This is a genomic window from Neorhizobium sp. JUb45 (assembly GCF_004343585.1).
In the GTDB taxonomy this organism is placed as follows: domain Bacteria; phylum Pseudomonadota; class Alphaproteobacteria; order Rhizobiales; family Rhizobiaceae; genus Neorhizobium.
Genome location: NZ_SLYW01000003.1, coordinates 195,992 through 214,783 on the forward strand (window position 1 = coordinate 195,992; position 18,792 = coordinate 214,783).

General features: G+C 61.9%; 8 protein-coding genes. All 8 read left to right on the forward strand.

The genetic code is table 11. The features are described from left to right. Window positions 1-5 precede the first annotated feature (5 nt). The 8 genes from EDF70_RS13510 to EDF70_RS13545 are packed head-to-tail and all read left to right on the forward strand — an operon-like array spanning window position 6 to window position 18,644. Window positions 6-4,046, forward strand: coding sequence for an amino acid adenylation domain-containing protein (locus EDF70_RS13510; protein ID WP_132274194.1), 4,041 nt, complete (start codon window positions 6-8; stop codon window positions 4,044-4,046). Continuing rightward, window positions 4,043-7,351, forward strand: a complete 3,309-nt coding sequence (locus EDF70_RS13515) for a non-ribosomal peptide synthetase (protein ID WP_132274197.1) — start codon at window positions 4,043-4,045, stop codon at window positions 7,349-7,351. Before EDF70_RS13510 ends, EDF70_RS13515 begins: the two co-directional genes overlap by 4 nt. Beyond that, window positions 7,351-8,550, forward strand: coding sequence for an isochorismate synthase (locus EDF70_RS13520; RefSeq protein WP_132274200.1), 1,200 nt, complete (start codon window positions 7,351-7,353; stop codon window positions 8,548-8,550). The genes EDF70_RS13515 and EDF70_RS13520 overlap by 1 nt, the downstream gene beginning before the upstream one ends. Window positions 8,551-8,569: 19 nt before the next feature. Continuing rightward, entirely contained in the window at window positions 8,570-10,228 is a 1,659-nt protein-coding gene (locus tag EDF70_RS13525) for an AMP-binding protein (protein WP_132274203.1), read from the forward strand. A gap of 3 nt (window positions 10,229-10,231) precedes the next feature. Continuing rightward, entirely contained in the window at window positions 10,232-10,579 is a 348-nt protein-coding gene (locus tag EDF70_RS13530) for an isochorismate lyase (RefSeq protein ID WP_132274206.1), read from the forward strand. 3 nt (window positions 10,580-10,582) lie between these two features. Then, window positions 10,583-14,140 (forward strand): non-ribosomal peptide synthetase, encoded by a 3,558-nt coding sequence (locus EDF70_RS13535; RefSeq protein ID WP_132274209.1) that lies wholly within the window; start codon window positions 10,583-10,585, stop codon window positions 14,138-14,140. Continuing rightward, window positions 14,137-15,357, forward strand: a complete 1,221-nt coding sequence (locus EDF70_RS13540) for an efflux RND transporter periplasmic adaptor subunit (RefSeq protein WP_132274211.1) — start codon at window positions 14,137-14,139, stop codon at window positions 15,355-15,357. The genes EDF70_RS13535 and EDF70_RS13540 overlap by 4 nt, the downstream gene beginning before the upstream one ends. Before the next feature lie 11 nt (window positions 15,358-15,368). Beyond that, window positions 15,369-18,644, forward strand: coding sequence for an efflux RND transporter permease subunit (locus tag EDF70_RS13545; RefSeq protein ID WP_132274214.1), 3,276 nt, complete (start codon window positions 15,369-15,371; stop codon window positions 18,642-18,644). Window positions 18,645-18,792: the final 148 nt, after the last annotated feature.

Below are 18,792 nucleotides of genomic sequence, written 5' to 3' on the forward strand. Positions count from 1 at the left end.
CGCCCATGTCGATCAACACCTCGCTCAACACCCTGCCCATCTTCGATCCGGAATTGCTGAGCCGGCTTACCGGACTTGATGACGACCCCGTTTTTATTGCCGCCGATACTGACCAGCGCCATCAACCGTTTCCGCTCACCGAAATCCAGCGGGGCTATCTCATCGGCCGCGATGCCAGCCTGCCGCTGGGTGGCGCCGCCTGCCAATTCTATTACGAACTCGATTGCGAGACGCTGGATATCGATTGTTACCGGGGCGCCTGGCGCAAGGTGATGCAGCGCCATGACATGCTGCGGGTGAAAATTCTCGACGCCAGCAGCCAGCAGGTGGAACGGGATATTCCCGAACCGGCAATAGTCATTCACGATCTCACCAGCGAAGCCGACCGGGAAGAGCGGCTGACCGAGATCCGCCGGCGGCTGGCGCGCGATCTGCCGGCTGCCGACAAATGGCCGATGATCGACATAGAACTCAGCCTGATGCCGAGCGGACGCGTATTCATCCATCTGCGCTTCGATCTTCTGGTCGCCGATCAGCAGAGCATTCTCATTCTGCTTGATGAGGTTGCACGGTTTTATCGCGATCCCGGACTTCATCTGAAAGAACCCGCCCTGACATTCCGTGATTGCGTGATGACGGAACGTTCGGAAGAGGATGCATACAAGGCACGAAGCTATTGGCGTGAACGTGCTCCCGACATGCCGGATGCACCGGTCCTGCCTCTGCTGGCACCCGTCGAGGAATGTGGCGTACCGGTCTATGATCGGTTGTCAAACACAATGGCCAAGCCACAGTGGAATGACCTTAAGACAACCGCGGCACGGCTTGGCGTAACCCCCTCGGCGGTTCTGCTGTCGCTGTTTGCCGAAGCGCTATCGGCCTGGGCGGCAAAGCCGCATTTCTGCCTGAACATGACGCTGTTCAACCGCCCGCCCATTCACCCCGATGTCGACCGTGTGATCGGCGATTTCACCACCAATCTCTTGTTCGAAACCGATCTGCGCACGACCGAAAGCCGGCGCGCGCGCATCGCACGGCTGCAGGCCGCTCTCTGGAGGGACATGGAACACAGCGCCGTCGGAGGCACGGAGGTGCAGCGGCTGATGGCGACGGCGCGTGGTCATCTCGACCGTCCGTTGATGCCTGTGGTCTTCACCAGCACGCTGACCCAGAACGACGCCAAGCTGTTTACCGATGCCGCCGCCCAACCCGGAAAACCGGTGCTCGCCCTGTCGCAGACACCGCAGGTCATTCTCGACAATCAGGTGATGGAATGGGAAGGTGCGCTGGCGATCAACTGGGATATCGCCGTCAACGCGCTCGATATCCGGATCGCCCGCTCGCTGTTCGATGATTTCGTTGCTCTGGTCGAGCGTTTTGCCAGCCGGCCGGACATGCTGGATGAAACGGTTTCGGCCGTTGCCGATCCGTCCGAAGCGATGATAGCCCCGGCGATTATCGAGCATGCCGCGCGACATGAGCGTCTGGCAGACCTCTGGCTGCGAAACCTGCCGGCAGTGCTGGAAAAGCCTTCTATCGGCACATCGGATCGCAGCCTCACCCACGCGGAACTTGCCCGTCAAGTGGCAGGATTGGTGGAGCGGCTTGCAGAAGACGATATCGGGCCGGGCGCAAAAGTCGCCATCCGGCTCGCCAAGTCACCGGAACAGATTGCCGCCTGCCTTGCTGTCTCGATTGCCGGAGCGGCCTATGTGCCCATCGATACGACGCAACCTCTTGCCCGGCAAGCGCGCATCCTCGCGGATCTCAAGCCGAACGCCATTATCGGCGACGGGCTGCTTCCGCTCGAACTCGCCGAAACACCGACCGCACATGTGATCGATATCGGCCGCGTGCCGCTCGGGTCGATCGACCGCTTGCATGAAGCACCTGGCGCAGCGCCGAATGATCTGGCCTATATCATCTATACGTCCGGTTCGACCGGCAATCCGAAGGGTGTGATGGTCAGCCATGCGGCGGCGGTCAACACGATTGCCGATGTCAGCGCCCGTTTCGGCATCGGCGCCGATGACTGTGTGCTTGGCCTGTCGCAACTGCATTTCGATCTTTCGGTCTATGATATTTTTGGCGTGCTCGGCGCCGGCGGTGCGATCGTGCTGCCGGATGTGGCGGAGCAGAACAACCCCGCCCATTGGCAGGCGCTGTGCCTCCAGCATGGCGTGACGCTGTGGAACACCGTGCCGGGCCTGTTTTCGCTCTTCGTCGATTACCACGAGATCGGCACTGGCCGTGCCATGCCGCCAATCGCCACGGTGATGATGAGCGGAGACTGGATCGGCCTCGATCTTCCCGGCAGGGCGAAAAAAGTCTGGCCGCAGGCAAGGCTGTTCAGCCTTGGTGGCGCCACCGAGGCGGCGATCTGGTCGATCTACCATCCGATCGAAACCGTCGATCCGGCCCGGACCAGCATTCCCTATGGAAAGGCGCTCGGCCGCCAGCAGATTTTTGTGCTGACCGAGGACATGCACATTGCCCGACGCGGCCATACCGGCGAACTTTATATCGCCGGCGATGGGCTGGCCTTCGGATATTTCGGCGATGCCGAAAAGACGAAAGCCCATTTCCTGAAACATCCCCGCAGCAGCGTGCCGCTTTACCGCACCGGCGATCTCGGCGCCTATGACGCCGATGGCACGATCATCTTCCAGGGTCGCACCGATGCGCAGCTGAAGATCAACGGTTATCGCGTCGAACCCGGCGAAATTGCCCGTGTGCTGCAAAACCATCCGGATATCGAGGAAGCACAGGTTCTGCCGGCAGGCGACAGGAAAAACCCGCGCCTTGCAGCCTTCATTCGCAGCAGCAGCGGCATCGACCACAAGGCCATCGCGACCCATCTGCGCGCCGAACTGCCCGCCTATATGGTGCCGGCACTTTTCCATACGGTCGAAACATGGCCCTTGACGGCAAATGGCAAGCTTGACCGCAAGGCTTTGCTGGCGTTGATCGATGAGGCCGGGCAGACCAGCGCTCCGGCAACCGGGGTGAAGACAGATCAGGCACTGCAACTTGCCGTTCTCGGCATGGTCGCCGAAATCCTCAGGCAACCGTCGGTGACGATTGACGACAATCTCGTCGCACTGGGTGCCTCTTCGCTGGAGCTGATCGCACTGGCTAGCCGCATCGAGGTGCTGAGCGGCAAACGACCGCCGCTGACCGAACTGGCGCGCGCCGTAAGAATGCCGGATCTGGTGGCGCTGGTCGGCGCTCTGATGCCGGAGACGTCGAAGACGGCATCAGGTCCCAGCCTCTGGCCCGGCGAAGATGTTTTGCGCGATTACCTAGCCCGCAATCCTGCCATCAGTGATCCGGTGGCGCGGCGGCTGTTCAAGACGCGGCCGCGTTCGCTTCAAAACGGTAATGCCATCGTGCTGGACGCTCAGCCGGGGATCGACCTGCCACCGCTGGCAGACCGTCGCAGCTGGCGGGATTTCTGCGATCGTCCGCTGTCGTCGGCTGAATTGTCAGAACTGCTCAGCCCGTTGCGCCGCCATTATGCCGATGGGCAGGCACGCCGCCTTTATGCCTCCGCCGGCGGACTTTATCCGGTTGACACCTATCTGATCCTGCAGCCGCAGGCTGTCGATGGCATGGGTGCCGGTGGCTATCGCTATAATGCGGATACCCATGCGCTGATCCCCTGCGCCTCGGGCGACACCATGGTCGATATCGCCACGCTCAGCTCCGGTAACCGCGATCTGCTGGCGGCCAGCAAGGTGCTCTTCTGCTTCGTGCTGTCGCTGGACGCCATCGCGCCGCTTTATGACACGGCCAGCCTGCCCTTCGGCATGATCGAATGCGGCGCGATCTGCCAGCTGCTGGAACAGGCCTCCGCACAATTGCCGGTCGGCCTTTGCCAGATCGGCGACATGCCGCTTGCCGAACTGGGTCGCCGCCTCGGTCTGGCATCCCACCGCATATGCCTGCACACACTGGCAGCCGGCGCTTTGCATCCCACCCCGCACGCGACATGGCTTGCCACCCCAAAAACCTATGAACAGGACATGATGGAGGGCGAACTGTGAGCCTTTCCGCCCTTCTCGACGAACTCGAACAGACCGGCATCCAGCTATGGCTGGAAAACGGCCAGCTGCGTTTCCGGGCCCCGGCCGGCGCCATGACGGCACCGCTCAAGGCAAAACTGACGCAGCAGAAACAGGCCTTGCTGGATCGTCTGTCCGGCTCATCCGGCCAGCCCGCGGCAGAGGCCTCGCGTTTCGAACCTTTCCCGCAGACGCCGATCCAGCAGGCCTATCTGGTCGGGCGCACCGGCGCGCTCGATCTCGGCGGCGTTTCCGCCAACAGTTATCTCGAATTCGAATGCCCGGATCTGGATATCACCTGCGCCGATGCCTGCCTTGCCGAGGTGATTGCCCGGCACGACATGTTGCGTACCGTACTTCTGCCCGATGGCATGCAGGTGGCGATGGAAAGCGTACCGGACTATCCCGTTCCGCTCAGCGATCTGCGCGGTCTCGATGCAGCAGACCAGCAGAAACGCCTTGCCGAACTGCGCAAGGATATCAGCGAGCGGGTCCGCGACCCGTTTACATGGCCGCTATTCGAGCTGCATTGGGTGCGCACCGGCGAAAAGCTTCTGCTGCTCTCCTGCGTGGACCTGATCGCGCTCGATGCCTGGAGCAGCCAGCTGTTTCACCGTGAATGGTTTGCGCTGATCGATGGCCGGCAACTGCCGCCACCACCCGGCATCCGTTTCCGTGATTGCGTGGTCAACGAGACCAGCGAGCAGCGCAAGCAGGAGGCGTGGCAATACTGGCATCGCGAACTGCCGCTTCTGCCGCCTGCGCCCCATCTGCCAGCGTGCCGCGTGTCGGGCCAACCGGGCCGTTTCCACCGCCTTTCCGGTCATGTCGACCAAGCTCGCTGGCAGGCCCTCAAGGCCGCGTGCAAAGACCGTGGCGTAACGCCCACCAGTCTTGTCGCCGCCGTTTTTGCCAATGCGCTTTCCATCTGGAGCCGCAATGAAGACGTGACGTTGAACATGACGCTGTTCAACCGCCCTCAGCAACATGCGGACATGCGCCGGGTTCTGGGTGAATTCACCAATACGACGCTTGTCGGCTTTGCCGGCATGCAACGCCCGCTGCTGGAGCAGGTTCGGGAAACCCAGTCAGGCCTGCTGGAGCGGTTGGAAAACAGTGTCGTTTCCGGCGTCGATCTGCTGCGCGAACTGGCGCGGCTGCGCAAGGATTATTCCGGCTCGCTGATGCCGGTCGTCTTCACCAGCCTGTTGATCGGTGAGGAAGCGGAGAGCGGCGATGACCGCCGCTGGAAACAGATCGCCGGCATCAGCCAGACGCCGCAAGTAGCGCTCGATCATCAACTGTTCGAGGAAAACGGCGGTCTGTCCTTCAACTGGGATGCCGCCGAAGCCGCGCTCGATCTCGATGCCGTGAAGGCAGCGTTCGAGCGCTATGTCGAGATACTGACGGCGCTTTGCGACGATACCGGCAATTGGGACCGGCCGATCGCACGGCTTTTGCCGGAGAGCCAGCAAACCATCCGCCACGCCATCCACGCTCCACCGACCATCACCCTTGATGACAATCTCGATATTACGGCCGGTTTCTGGAACGGCCTGGGCGAGAATGCCGGGCGCGATGCGCTGCTCTGGAGCGGCGGGAGCATGTCCCATGGCGAACTCGCGGCACGCGCCACGACCCTTGCCGGGCGCCTGCGCGATACGGGTGTTCACAAGGGCGACCGCGTGTTCGTGCGGCTGCCGAAGGGACCGCTTCAGATCGTCGCCGTTCTGGCCGTTCTGCATGTGGGTGCAGTCTACGTGCCGGTGGCGCCGGACCTGCCGAACGCCCGCATGGAGGCAATGCGTGCGCAGGTGACACCCGTTGCCGAAATCGTCGAAGCCGGTCAGGTCGGCGAGGATGACCACCGCCAGATTGCCGTATCGCTGACGGATGCCATTTCGGACGTGGCTGCAACCGACAGAGTGCCGGCAAAAAGCAGCGACACCGCCTATATCATCTTCACCTCCGGTTCGACCGGCGTGCCGAAAGGCGTGGCGATGTCGCATGGCGCGGTTGCCAACACGCTGGATGACATGGCCACCCGTTTCGGCATGACAGCCGATGATCGTGTCTTTGCGCTGTCTTCGCTGAGTTTCGACCTCTCCGTCTACGACATCTTTGCACCGCTGGCGCATGGCGCCGCCGTGGTGTTTCCCGATCCGGGCCAGGAGCGCAATCCTGCTCATTGGCACGCCATGCTTGAAGCGCATCGGGTTACGATCTGGAACTCCGTGCCGATGCTGCTCGACATGGCGCTGGTCTGGTGCGCCAGCATGACGCTTGCGTTGCCCGCTTCCCTGCGGCTGTCACTGGTGAGCGGTGACTGGGTGCCGCTCGATATGCCTGCCCGCCTCACAACGTCTGCCCCTCAGACGCGTCTTGTCGCACTCGGCGGCGCGACAGAAGCGGCGATCTGGTCGAACTGGCAGGAGGCGAACAGGATCGCCCCTCATTGGAAATCGGTGCCTTACGGCAAGCCGCTGACCAACCAGTATTTTCGCGTGCTCGACCGTTATGGTTCGGACCGACCCGATCGGGTTGCCGGCCAGTTGCATATTGGTGGCCATGGACTGGCCGATGGCTACTGGGGCGATGCGGAAAGAACCTCCTCGGCCTTTATCACCATCAAGGAGAGTGGCGAACGGCTTTATCGCACCGGTGATCTCGGTTGCTTCTGGGAAGACGGCACACTCGAATTTCTCGGTCGCGATGATGGTCAGGTGAAGGTCGGCGGGCATCGTATCGAGCTTGGCGATATAACCCATGCTCTGGAAAGCCATGCCGACGTCGCCCGCGCCGTGGCGATCACGCAGGAAACGAGCGGCGGCCGCCAGATCGTCGCCCATGTCGCGACCGCCGGAAACACATCGCCGAGCGAAGAAATGTTACGCCAGCATTGCCGCTTCCTGCTGCCGGCCTACATGGTGCCGACCCGTATCGGCATTCATGCTGCCTTACCGCTCTCGGCCAATGGCAAGATCGATACCAAGGCGCTGCCGGCAATCACCGAACGCCTGTCGGTTACCACGTCACTGCGTTCCAGCCGCGTCCGCAGCGTGTTCGAGCGCATCCTCGGTCGCCGGGGCCTGCCCGCCGATATCAATTTCTTCGAACTTGGCGCCACATCGATCCGCCTCGTGGAGGCACATGCGGCGCTGCGCAACGAACTCGGCATCGATCTGCAGGTCACCGATCTTTTCATGCACACGACGATCGCCACGCTGGAGGCTCATGTCGCCAGCCTGCAAGCCGCTGACACAACCGCTTCCGGGAAGGTTCACTGATGCAGCACGCTCCCGCCAAAACAATGGTCGCAGAGACCGCGCCGACCTTCCTATCGCAGGCGGATCTTCTTGACCGCGCCCTGTTCGTATCCCCGAAGACCCGCATGCTTGCCAGCGGCATGGCGGCTTGCTGTGACCCCGCCGACGGTGACCTGCGCGCCAGCATGGATCGGTTGTTCGCGATGGCCCGAGCCGGCGGTCACCCGCCGGTCATCATAGGCGCCATTCCCTTCGACACAAATGCCGCCCCTTCGCTTTATGTGCCCAGACAGATCGAGGAGCCGTCGCTTGCCGACTGGCAGGCTTTTGGTTTTTCGCCCTCCCGTTACGCCGCACCCAAGATCACGGACATGCGGCAGACACCGTCTCCGACGGATTATCGTCGCGCCGTGGCGGAAGGCGTGCAGCGCATTGCCCGCTCGCCTCTCGAAAAGCTGGTTCTGGCCCGTCGCCTCGAAATCGAGCTCGATAACCAACCGGATGTCATCAGCCTGCTGGCGACGCTGATGAAACGGCACAGGGCGAGTTTCGTCTATTCCATCCCGCTGACAGCCGATGGAGACCGGGAAGCCGGCCTTCTGGTCGGCGCCAGCCCGGAACTTCTGGTATCGAAGCGCGGCAACCGGGTGTTCGCCAATCCGCTGGCCGGCACCATCGCCGCCGATCCCGATCCGAAGCGCAATGCCCGCAACATTGCCGACCTCATGGCATCACCCAAGGACCGGCACGAGCATGCCTTTACCAGCCGCGCCGTCGGCGAGGCACTGCGGCCTTTCTGCAGATCGATCAACGTCCCGCACGAGCCGAGCGTGCTTGCCGCAGGGCCGGTCAATCATCTGTCGACCGTTATCGAAGGCGAACTGTCCTCGACCGATACCGGCATTCTCGACCTCATGCTGGCGCTGCATCCGACACCGGCGGTTGGCGGCGTGCCGCGCGCCGAAGCTTTGGCGGCGATTGCCGATATCGAACATTTCGACCGTGGTCTTTATGCCGGCATGGTCGGCTGGTGCGATGAAAACGGCGATGGCGAATGGGCGGTGACGCTGCGCTGCGCCGAGATCCGCAACCGCAACATCCGCCTGATGGCCGGTGCCGGCATTGTCGCCGGATCCGACCCGGATGCCGAATTCCGGGAAACAGAAAACAAGTTCAAGACCATGCTTCAGGCACTCGGCCTCGATGCGAAGGCAATCTGACAGATAAGAGGAGCCGATCATGCAGCACACAAGGGCGGGCGACGACGCAGCCGACATGCCGACATGGCCGCAGGAATTTCGCGAGCGCTATATCGGCGAAGGCTTATGGCGCGACGAAACATTTGCCGGCACAATCGATCGGCTTGCCGCAGGCTATGGAAACAGGATCGCGCTGATCGACGGCGACCGCCGGCTGACCTATGCCGAACTGCAACAGCGCGTGCATGCGCTGGCCGCAGGTCTTTCCGAACGCGGTCTGGTGCGGGGCGACAAGGCCGTTGTGCAGATGCCGAACAGCATCGCCTTCGTCGAGATCACCTTTGCTCTGATGCGGCTGGGCGTCGTGCCGGTTCTGGCACTGCCGGCTCACCGCCATCTCGAAATCGGTCGTTTTCTCGAATTCGTCGAGGCACGCGCCTTCTTCATCGCCGACCGGGCGGGCGGCTTCGACTACCGGGGCCTTGCCCGCGATCTCAGGCCCGGCCTGCCGGCGCTCGAACATGTCGTCGTCGATGGCGAGGCAGAAGAATTTCTCGACCTCTCATCGTTATACAAACATGGCGGCACGGTCCCTGACGCGCCCTCACCGGATGATGTGGCCGTTTTCCAGATTTCCGGTGGCACGACGGGCGTTCCAAAGCTCATCCCGCGCCGCCATAACGAATATCTCTACAATATCCGCACGGCAGCCGAGGTCAGCGGCATGGATGGTGACACCGTCTATCTCTGCGCGCTTCCCGTCGCGCACAATTTTCCGCTGGCCTGCCCCGGCATTATCGGCACATTCATGCAGGGTGGAACGGTGGTGATGGCCCCGGATCCGGGTGCCGACACCGCCTTTGCGCTGATGGATGCCCACAAGGTGACCATTGCCGCGGTGGTGCCGCCACTTGCGCTTTTATGGATGGAAGAGGCCGAAAAGCGCAACCACCGGCCGGAAAGCCTGCAGGTGCTGCAGGTGGGGGGCGCCAAGATGAGTGCCGAACCGGCGCGACATGTCGGACCGAAACTCGGCTGTACGCTGCAGCAGGTTTTTGGCATGGCCGAAGGGCTGATCTGCTTTACCCGGCTCGATGACCCGCAAGAGGTTATCGTCAACACGCAAGGGCGACCGATGTCACCGGGCGACGAAATCCGTGTCGTCGATGCCGATGGCAATGACGTCCCAGTCGGAGAGACCGGCGAGCTTCTGACGCGAGGCCCCTACACGATCCGTGGCTACTACCGCGTGCCCGAGCATAATGCCCGCGCCTTCACGCCGGACGGTTTTTACCGGACGGGGGACATCGTGCGGCTTGCCTTTGGCGGCAATATCGTCGTGTCCGGACGCGACAAGGACCAGATCAATCGCGGCGGCGAAAAGATATCGCCGGAAGAGGTGGAAAACCTGCTCCTCGCCCACGACGATATCCATGATGTCGCGGTCGTCGGGTTACCGGATGCCATGCTCGGCGAACGCATATGCGCTTTCGCGATCAGCAGGAGCGGCCAGACGAAGGCCCTTGCCCTGACCCGACACCTGCGCAGTCGCGGCCTCGCTTCCTTCAAGATGCCGGACGATTTCGTTTTTGTCGCAAATTTCCCCGAAACCGGCATCGGCAAGATCAGCAAGAAGGAACTGCGCGAAAAACTGAAGCAACTCCATCTCGACCAGATCTCCATCAGCAAGGCCGGATAGATCATGCCCACGCCCAAGGAACTCGGAATAAAGGCACTGACGCCGGCGGATTGCCAGGATCTCGGCGATATCAGGCAGGCGATCGACACGCTCGACCATGCGGTGGTGGAAATGCTCGGCCTGCGGCTCGGCTATGTGCTCGAGGCTTCACGTTTCAAACCGGATGCCGCCGCCATTCCCGCGCCCGAACGTGTTGCCGCCATGTTGCCGGAACGGCGGCGCTGGGCCGAGGAAAACGGCCTCAACCCGGATTTCGTGGTGCCGCTGTTTGCCCAGATCATCCAGTGGTTCATCCAGCAGCAGGTGGCGTTCTGGCAGGAGCGACACGAAACAAACAGGTCGGTGGAATAGGATATGGCGGAACTTGCGCGAGCCGGACACGACCTCAGTGAGACCTACAACGCCGCGAGAGCGCGTGTCCACGCGATGGTGGCTGCAGAAATCGGCGCCGAGCCGGAAGAATTCGGTCCCGACGAAAACCTGATCGAACTGGGGCTGGCCTCGATCGCACTCATGCGCCTGCAGGCGGCCTTCGCCGCCGCTGATGCGACGATACCCTTGAGTACACTGATCTCCGAGCCGACCGTCGATGCCTGGACGGCGCTCGTCATGGAAAATCGGTTGGACGGCAGGGCCGATATCGGCTCGGCTACCGCAAAACCCGAAGCGGAAGAAGCAGCCTTTCCGCTGACGGACATCCAGCGTGCCTACTGGCTAGGCCGGGAGAACCACTTTGAACTCGGTGGCACCGCTGCCCACGGTTACATCGAAGCACGCTGCGATGATCTCGATATCGATCTGCTTGAAGACGCGCTGAATGCGACGATTGCCGCACATCCGATGCTGCGGGCGGTGATCAGCGCGGATGGCATGCAACGCGTGCTCGACGACGTGCCGCGTTTTCGGATCGACCGTACCGATCTGACCACCCATGCCGATACCGGGCGGGAGAAAGGCCTGCAGGCCATTCGCGATGTCATGGAACAGCAGGTGCTGCCGGCCGATTGCTGGCCGCTTTACCGCGTCCATGCTGCCCAAGTTTCCGAGCGCTCCCATATCCTGCATCTGAGCTTCGACATCCTTGTCTTCGATCTCAAATCACTGGAGATCTGGCTGGGCGAATGGTGGACCCGTTACAGCGATCCCGATGCCGTCATCTCCGCTCCGGTTGCCCGGTTCCGCGATCATGTCGCGGCGCTGGAGGCACGCGCACATTCTCAGGCAACGCAAGAGGCACGGCGTTACTGGCGCAAACGTGCCGCCTTGATGCCGCTTGGTCCCGCGCTGCCACTCGCCCGACCACTGGAAGCGCTCACCCCGCCGCGTTTTGCCCGGTTGCAGACCATTCTCGATCGTGATGACTGGCAAAGACTGCAGGACGCGATCCGCCAGCGCGGCCTGACGGCATCGGCCGTATTGCTGGCCGCTTACGCACGTATCCTTTCTTCGTGGAGCGACAGCAGCCGGTTCTCCCTGACGACCACCCTGTTCAACCGTCCGATGACCGGCCCGGACAGCGGCAACGTGATCGGCGACTTTACCTCGCTGACACTGGTCGAGACCGACAGCGGATCGGCGCCTGCATTTCTCGCGTTTGCGCAGCAGGTGCAGACGCAATTATGGCACGATCTCGACCACAGCGCTGTGAGCGGCGTCGAGGTTCTCGGCATGGTCGCCGGTGTTCACGGCCTGCATAACCGGGCGATCATGCCGTATGTCTTTACCAGCGCGCTCGGCACCGGCCGCAGTTATCTCGACGCCTTTTCGGGGTTCGGCGAGATCACCCGCGCTGCCGTGCAGACCCCGCAGACCCTGCTCGATCATCAGACGCTGGATCACGACGGCCGGCTGGTGCTGAACTGGGATCATGTGGAAGCGGCATACCCACCGGGCCTGATCACCGACATTGCCGACCTGCATCTGCAATTGCTGCGCACACTTGCCCGTGACGAACCTGCCTGGGATGCGCCTGACGTCACGGCATTGCCCGCCGCGCAAGCCAGCCGACATGCGGCCGTCAATGATACGGCATGGCAGGCACCGACAACCGCCGTGGCTTTGCATGAACCTTTCCAAAAGCAGGCACGGCAACGTCCCGACGCTATTGCCGTCATCGCCGATGGCCAAAGCTGGACCTATGCCGATATCGACTGCGCCAGCATGCGTCTTGCCCACCGGATCGCCGCCCGGCAGGAGAACCATGGTCTGCCGGTGAGCATACTCCTGCCCAAGGGCTGGCAGCAGATCGTGGCCGTGCTCGGCATTCTCAAGGCGGGCATGGCCTATCTCCCCATTGATCCGGCCTTGCCGACGGCGCGCATCGGGACGCTGCTGGAGGAAAGTGGCAGCAATCTCGTACTGGCTCTGCCCGACAGCGAGATCGAAAAAGTTTCCGGGCGTCAGGTCCTGCATATCGGTCGCGACCTCTTTGAACCCATGATGGAAGCGGAAGAACTGGCGCCGCTGCGGCAAGCCTGTGCCGATGATCTCGCCTATATCATCTTCACCTCCGGCTCGACCGGCAAACCCAAAGGCGTTGCAGTCCGGCATGGCGCGGCACTGAATACGGTTCTCGATATCAATGCGCGTTTTGGCGTCGGCCCTGCCGATCGATGCCTCATGGTCTCGTCTCTGAGTTTCGATCTTTCCGTCTACGACATTTTTGGCCTGCTGGCGGCAGGCGGAACGGTGGTGATACCGCCGCCTGCGGTGGCACCGGATCCGGACAACTGGCTGGACCTGATCGAAGAGCACGACATCACGCTGTGGAACAGCGCACCGGCGCTGATGCAGCTGTTCCATGACCGTCTGTCTGACCGCGAACAGCTGACCGCACTCTCGCGCCTGCGGCTGGTGATGCTGAGCGGCGACTGGTTGCCGCTGCCATTGTGCCGCTCCCTGATCGCGCTCGACAATGGACCAAAACTGGTGTCACTCGGCGGCGCCACCGAGGCGGCGATCTGGTCGATCGCTCACGAGGTCGATGCGGTCTCGCCCGCCTGGACAAGCATTCCCTATGGCCGACCGCTCGCCAACCAGACCATTCATGTTCTGGATGAAAATTTTGCCCCGCGCCCCGACCATGCCATCGGCGAAATCTTCATTGGCGGTGCTGGCCTCGCTGACGGGTATTGGCGCGACCCGCAAAAGACGGCGGAGCGTTTTGTCACGCATCCCACCAGCGGTGAACGGCTTTATCGCACCGGCGATTTCGGGCGCTGGCACCCCGATGGTTTTGTCGAGTTTCTCGGCCGCCGCGATGGTCAGGTCAAGGTCAACGGCCTGCGTGTCGAACTGGGCGAGATCGAGACGGCGATCGCAAACGATCCGTCCATTCGACAGGTCAGCGTCGTGGCCGCCGGCACGGCCGGCAAGGGAAACCGGCTCGTCGCCTTCCTGACGCTCGATGAACAGGGTGCCTATGACGAAGCCGTGCTGCGCCGATATCTCGACGACAGGCTGCCGGCCGCGATGATCCCCGCCACGTTCGTTATCCTCGACCATTTGCCGCTTTCCATCAACGGCAAGGTCGACCGCAAGGCTCTGGAAAAACAGGCACAGGAACTGGCCGAGCCGGCGCAGAGCAAACCGACATTGCCTGCGTCGCAACTTGAAAACCGCATCCGCGACATTTGGCAGAACCTGTTGGAACATCCGGTGGAATCCACCGCCACGAGCTTTTTCCAGGCGGGCGGCAATTCGCTGCTGGCAACCCGGCTGGCGGGAAGGCTGTCGCAGGCTTTCGAAAAACCGATCTCGGTGATCCGCGTGTTCGAACATCCCACCATTGCCGGACAGGCCGCTTTTCTTGCCGCGGATGGCGAACAGGAACCGGCGGTCGCAGAGCCGACACCAACACGCATTCGTCGTTTCCGCGACCGTCCGCGTGCATATGAAGGAGACAGACGATGAGCCATCCCGGCGGTTTCATCCATACCGCAAGCCTCGCCGTTGTCATGGCCGTCACCGGCATGGGCACTTTGGCCATGGCACAGGAGCAGCCAGCCGTCGTCGCGTCAAAACTGCCGGCGATCGTCGTCACCGACGTGATCGAGCGTGCCCTCACCGATCGCGTTCTGGCCAGCGGCACGATCCGCCCTGTGGACGAGGTTCTGGTTCAGCCACTCGTCGATGGCCTGCCGATCAAGGTTATCCATGCCGATATCGGCGACCGCATCACGGCCGGGACCATACTGGCGACGCTCGATGGCGATGCGCTGGTTTTGCAGCAAAGCCAGTATCAGGCCAACAAGGCCAAGGCCGAGGCGGCTCTTGCGCAGGCGCGGGCGCAGGTTGTGGAGGCGCAGGCAAGCTACGACGACACCATTCGCCAGCGCGACCGTACCAAAAGACTTGGTCAAAGCGGCACAAGCTCGGTTTCGCAGATGGAACAGGCGACAGCACAGGCCGACGTTGCCGACGCCAAGCTGAAGGCGGCCGCACAGGCCGTTATCGTCGCCGAGGCGGAAATCAGGGTTGTCGATGCCCAGCTTGCAGATATCGAGCTGAAACTTGGTCGCACGGACGTGCGCTCGCCGGTGTCCGGTATCATATCGATAAGGAACGCAAAGGTCGGCGCGATCGCCGCCGGCAGTGGCGATCCGCTGTTCAACATCATCCGCAACGGCGCCATCGAACTGGTCGCAGATCTGCCGGAAGCCGACATCGGCAAGATCAGGCGTGATCAGAAAGCCACGATCCGCGTGGCCGGCAACCGCACCGGCATAGACGGCGTCGTGCGCCTCGTCTCGCCGACGGTCGATGCCTCGACCCGTCTCGGCGCCGTCCATATCGTCGTCGATGCAATAAGCGCCGCCCGATCCGGCATGTTCGCCAGCGCCGAAATCATCGTTTCGCAGGCCAATGTTCTGGCATTGCCGCAATCGGCCGTCACCACAGGCCGAGACGGCCCGACCGTCCGCAAGATTGCTCAGACGAATGGAGACAATGTCGTCCGGCAGGTCTCCGTCGCAATCGGCGTTCAGGATTCCGGTTTTGTCGAGATCGTCAGCGGGCTTGTCAAAGGCGAAAGCGTCGTGGCCAAGGCCGGCGCCTTCGTGCGCGATGGTGATCATATTGCGCCCGTAAACGCGCCGGATCACACGCAATCGGCGCAGCCTACGAACTGAAGGTTTTTCGAATGAATTTTTCCGCCTGGTCGATCCGCAACCCGATCGCGCCGATCCTTGGTTTTGCGCTGCTGATGTTCGTCGGCATCCAGTCCTTTTATGCGCTGCCGATCACCCGCTTCCCGAACGTGGATGTGCCGGTCGTTTCGATCGTGGTCAACCAGAGTGGTGCATCGCCGGCGGAGCTGGAAATGCAGGTGACCAAGGAGGTCGAGGACGCGGTCGCGGCCATTAGCGGAATCGACGAGATCCACTCGACCGTGGTCGACGGGCAGTCGACGACCAATATTCTCTTCAGGTTCGAAAAGCCGACCAACGAAGCCGTTCAGGACACCAAGGATGCCATCGACCGCATCCGCAGCGACCTTCCCGCCGATGTCGAAGAACCCGTCGTCTCCAAGGTCGATGTCGAGGGTCAGGCGATCCAGACCTTTGCCGTCTCCTCCCCCAACATGACGCTGGAAGAGATTTCATGGTTCGTCGATGATACCGTCAAACGCGCCCTGCAGGGTCAGGCTGGCGTCGGCCGTATCGACCGTTACGGCGGCTCCGACCGCGAGGTCCAGGTCATGCTCGAACCCGGTCGGCTCGATGCCTATGGCATTACCGCATCCGAAGTGAACGAGCAGCTGCGCGGCACCAATGTCGATCTCGGTTCCGGCCGCGGCCAGATCGGCGGCAATGAGCAGGCGATCCGCACGCTCGGTGATGCACGCAGTGTCGCGGAACTGAGCAATACCACCATCACCCTGCCGACCGGCAATTTCGTCAAACTCTCGCAGCTCGGCCGTGTCACCGATGCCTATGAGGAGCAGAAATCCTTCTCGCGCTTCAACGGCAATCCGGCCGTCACCTTTGCCGTCTTCCGCGCCAAGGGCGCCAGCGAAGTCTCCGTGGCCGAAACCGTCGCGAAAAGTCTCGATCAGGTGCGCGCTGCCCATCCGGATGTCGCCATCGAGATGGTCGATGACTCCGTCTACTTCACATACGGCAATTACGAATCCGCACTGCACACGCTGGTCGAAGGTTCGATCCTTGCCGTCATCGTGGTGTTCCTGTTCCTGCGTAACTGGCGTGCGACGCTGATCGCAGCCGTCGCCCTGCCCTTGTCGGCCGTGCCGACCTTCTGGATCATGGACGTGATGGGCTTTTCGCTCAATCTCGTCAGTTTCCTAGCGCTGACGCTGGCAACCGGCATTCTGGTGGATGACGCGATCGTCGAGATCGAAAACATTGCCCGCCATATCAAGATGGGCAAGACGCCGTATCGGGCAGCGCTGGAAGCTGCGGATGAAATCGGCCTCGCCGTCATCGCTACCAGTTTTACCATCATCGCCGTCTTCGTGCCGGTGTCGTTCATGCCGGGCATTCCGGGCCAGTATTTCATCCAGTTCGGCCTGACGGTTGCGTTTTCGGTGTTCTTCTCGCTGATGGTGGCGCGGCTGATCACGCCTCTCATGGCCGCCTATCTGATGCGGGCAGAAGACGCGATGGATGACCATCACGACAATGATGGCCGGCTGATGCGGGCATATTCGAAGGTCGTCTCCGGCACGACACACAAATGGTACTGGCGTTATGCGACGCTGCTCGGCGCGATCGGTTTCCTGTTCGCATCCATGGCGCTCCTCTCGCAGGTCCCCGGCAGTTTCATGCCGCCGGAAGATTCGTCGCGCGTCGTCCTCTCCGTCGAACTTCCCCCAAGCGCCACGCTGGAGGAAACGGACCTCACCACCAGCGAGGTCTTCCGAACCATCCGTGACATAAACGGCGTCGACAGCGTGTTCGTGTTGGGCGGCGCGTCGCCCAAGGGTGATCTGGAACTGCGCCGTGCCACCATCCGCGTCATCCTCGGCAACATGGATCACTCGCTTTGGAAGACGATCGTCAATAAGGGGCTTGGCAACATCCCGCTGCTGGGTGCCTATTTGCCGAAGGTCGAAGACCATGGCCGCACACGGCCGCAATGGGATATCGAGAAGGAGCTGTTTGAAAAAATACGCGCCATTCCGGATGTCCGCATTTCGAAAGTGAATGACCGGGCCGAGCGCGAGCTGACCTTCAACTTTCTCTCCGATGACAACGACAAGCTGAATGAGGCCGTCGCCATTCTGGAAAACAACCTTCGCGCCTCGGCGATCCTCGCAAATGTATCGTCCGAAGGGGCGCTTCCCCGCCCGGAACTGCAGATCCGTCCGCGCAAGGATGAAGCCGCCCGCCTCGGCGTCACCCCACAGCAGATTGCCCAGACCGTGCGCGTCGCCACGATCGGGGATATTGATGCGGCACTGACAAAGATCTCGCTCGATGACCGGCAGATCCCCATCCGTGTCCAGACCTCGCTTGACGCTCGTCGTGATCTCGCGCGGCTCCGATCGCTGAAAGTGAAAACCACATCGGGCGCCACCGTACCGCTCTCCAGCGTCGCCGATATCGATTACGCCGAAGGTCCAAGCTCGATCAAACGTTACGATCGCCATCGGGTTGTGTCGATCGGCTCGGATGTGCCGCAGGGTACGGCGCTGGAAACCTCGACCGCCGAGTTCAAACGGATCGTCAATGAGACCACCTTGCCGCAGGGCGTAGGTCTGGTGGAAAGCGGAGACGCAAAAGTTCAGGCGGAGATGCAGGCGGGTTTCGGCAATGCCATGCTGCTCGGGCTGCTGCTGGTTCTGGTCGTCCTGATCCTTCTCTTCAAGGACGTGATCCAGCCTTTCACCATCCTCTTCTCGCTGCCGCTTGCCATCGGCGGCGTCGCGGTGGCGCTGATCATCACCCAGAACGCGCTGTCCATGCCAGTGCTGATCGGCATTCTCATGCTGATGGGTATCGTCACCAAGAACGCCATCCTGCTGGTCGATTTCGCCATAGAGATGAAACATGCGGGCATGGCACGTGTCGATGCCATGGTGGAGGCCGGACGCAAACGCGCCCGCCCAATCATCATGACCTCGATCGCCATGTCTGCCGGCATGCTGCCATCCGCGCTCGGCGTCGGTGAAGGCGGCTCGTTCCGTGCACCGATGGCGATTGCGGTGATCGGTGGCATCATCGTCTCGACCGTGCTTTCCCTGCTGGTCGTGCCGGCCTTCTTCCTGATCATGGACGACCTGTCACGCCTGCTCGCGCGTCTGTTCGGCCGATTGGTCGGGAAGAAGGACGAGGAAGAACTGCCGATGACGAAAGAGGCGCTCAGCAAGGCGTCGCGGCAACACACGGAAGCACTTGCTGCATTGGAAAAACGTATCGCCACGGCAGACACCAATAGGCAAATCGCCGCCGAGTGACATCCGCGACGGTTTGGCAGATCACGATTGCTTCGGAGCGATTTCAGTCTGACGGTCAACCCTTAGGGCGATGATCAAGAAACTCCAAGTGGTGGTCGTTTTCATCGACCTATGCCGAACGCAATCGCGAGCTGCCCGTTTAGGGGAG

What these genes read in the sequence shown, in the direction of transcription:
- EDF70_RS13510 (WP_132274194.1), top strand. Translation starts at nt 6, where the DNA reads ATGTCGATCAACACCTCGCTCAACACCCTGCCCATCTTCGATCCGGAA.
- EDF70_RS13520 (WP_132274200.1), top strand. Translation starts at nt 7,351, where the DNA reads ATGCAGCACGCTCCCGCCAAAACAATGGTCGCAGAGACCGCGCCGACC.
- EDF70_RS13525 (WP_132274203.1), top strand. Translation starts at nt 8,570, where the DNA reads ATGCAGCACACAAGGGCGGGCGACGACGCAGCCGACATGCCGACATGG.
- EDF70_RS13530 (WP_132274206.1), top strand. Translation starts at nt 10,232, where the DNA reads ATGCCCACGCCCAAGGAACTCGGAATAAAGGCACTGACGCCGGCGGAT.
- EDF70_RS13535 (WP_132274209.1), top strand. Translation starts at nt 10,583, where the DNA reads ATGGCGGAACTTGCGCGAGCCGGACACGACCTCAGTGAGACCTACAAC.
- EDF70_RS13540 (WP_132274211.1), top strand. Translation starts at nt 14,137, where the DNA reads ATGAGCCATCCCGGCGGTTTCATCCATACCGCAAGCCTCGCCGTTGTC.
- EDF70_RS13545 (WP_132274214.1), top strand. Translation starts at nt 15,369, where the DNA reads ATGAATTTTTCCGCCTGGTCGATCCGCAACCCGATCGCGCCGATCCTT.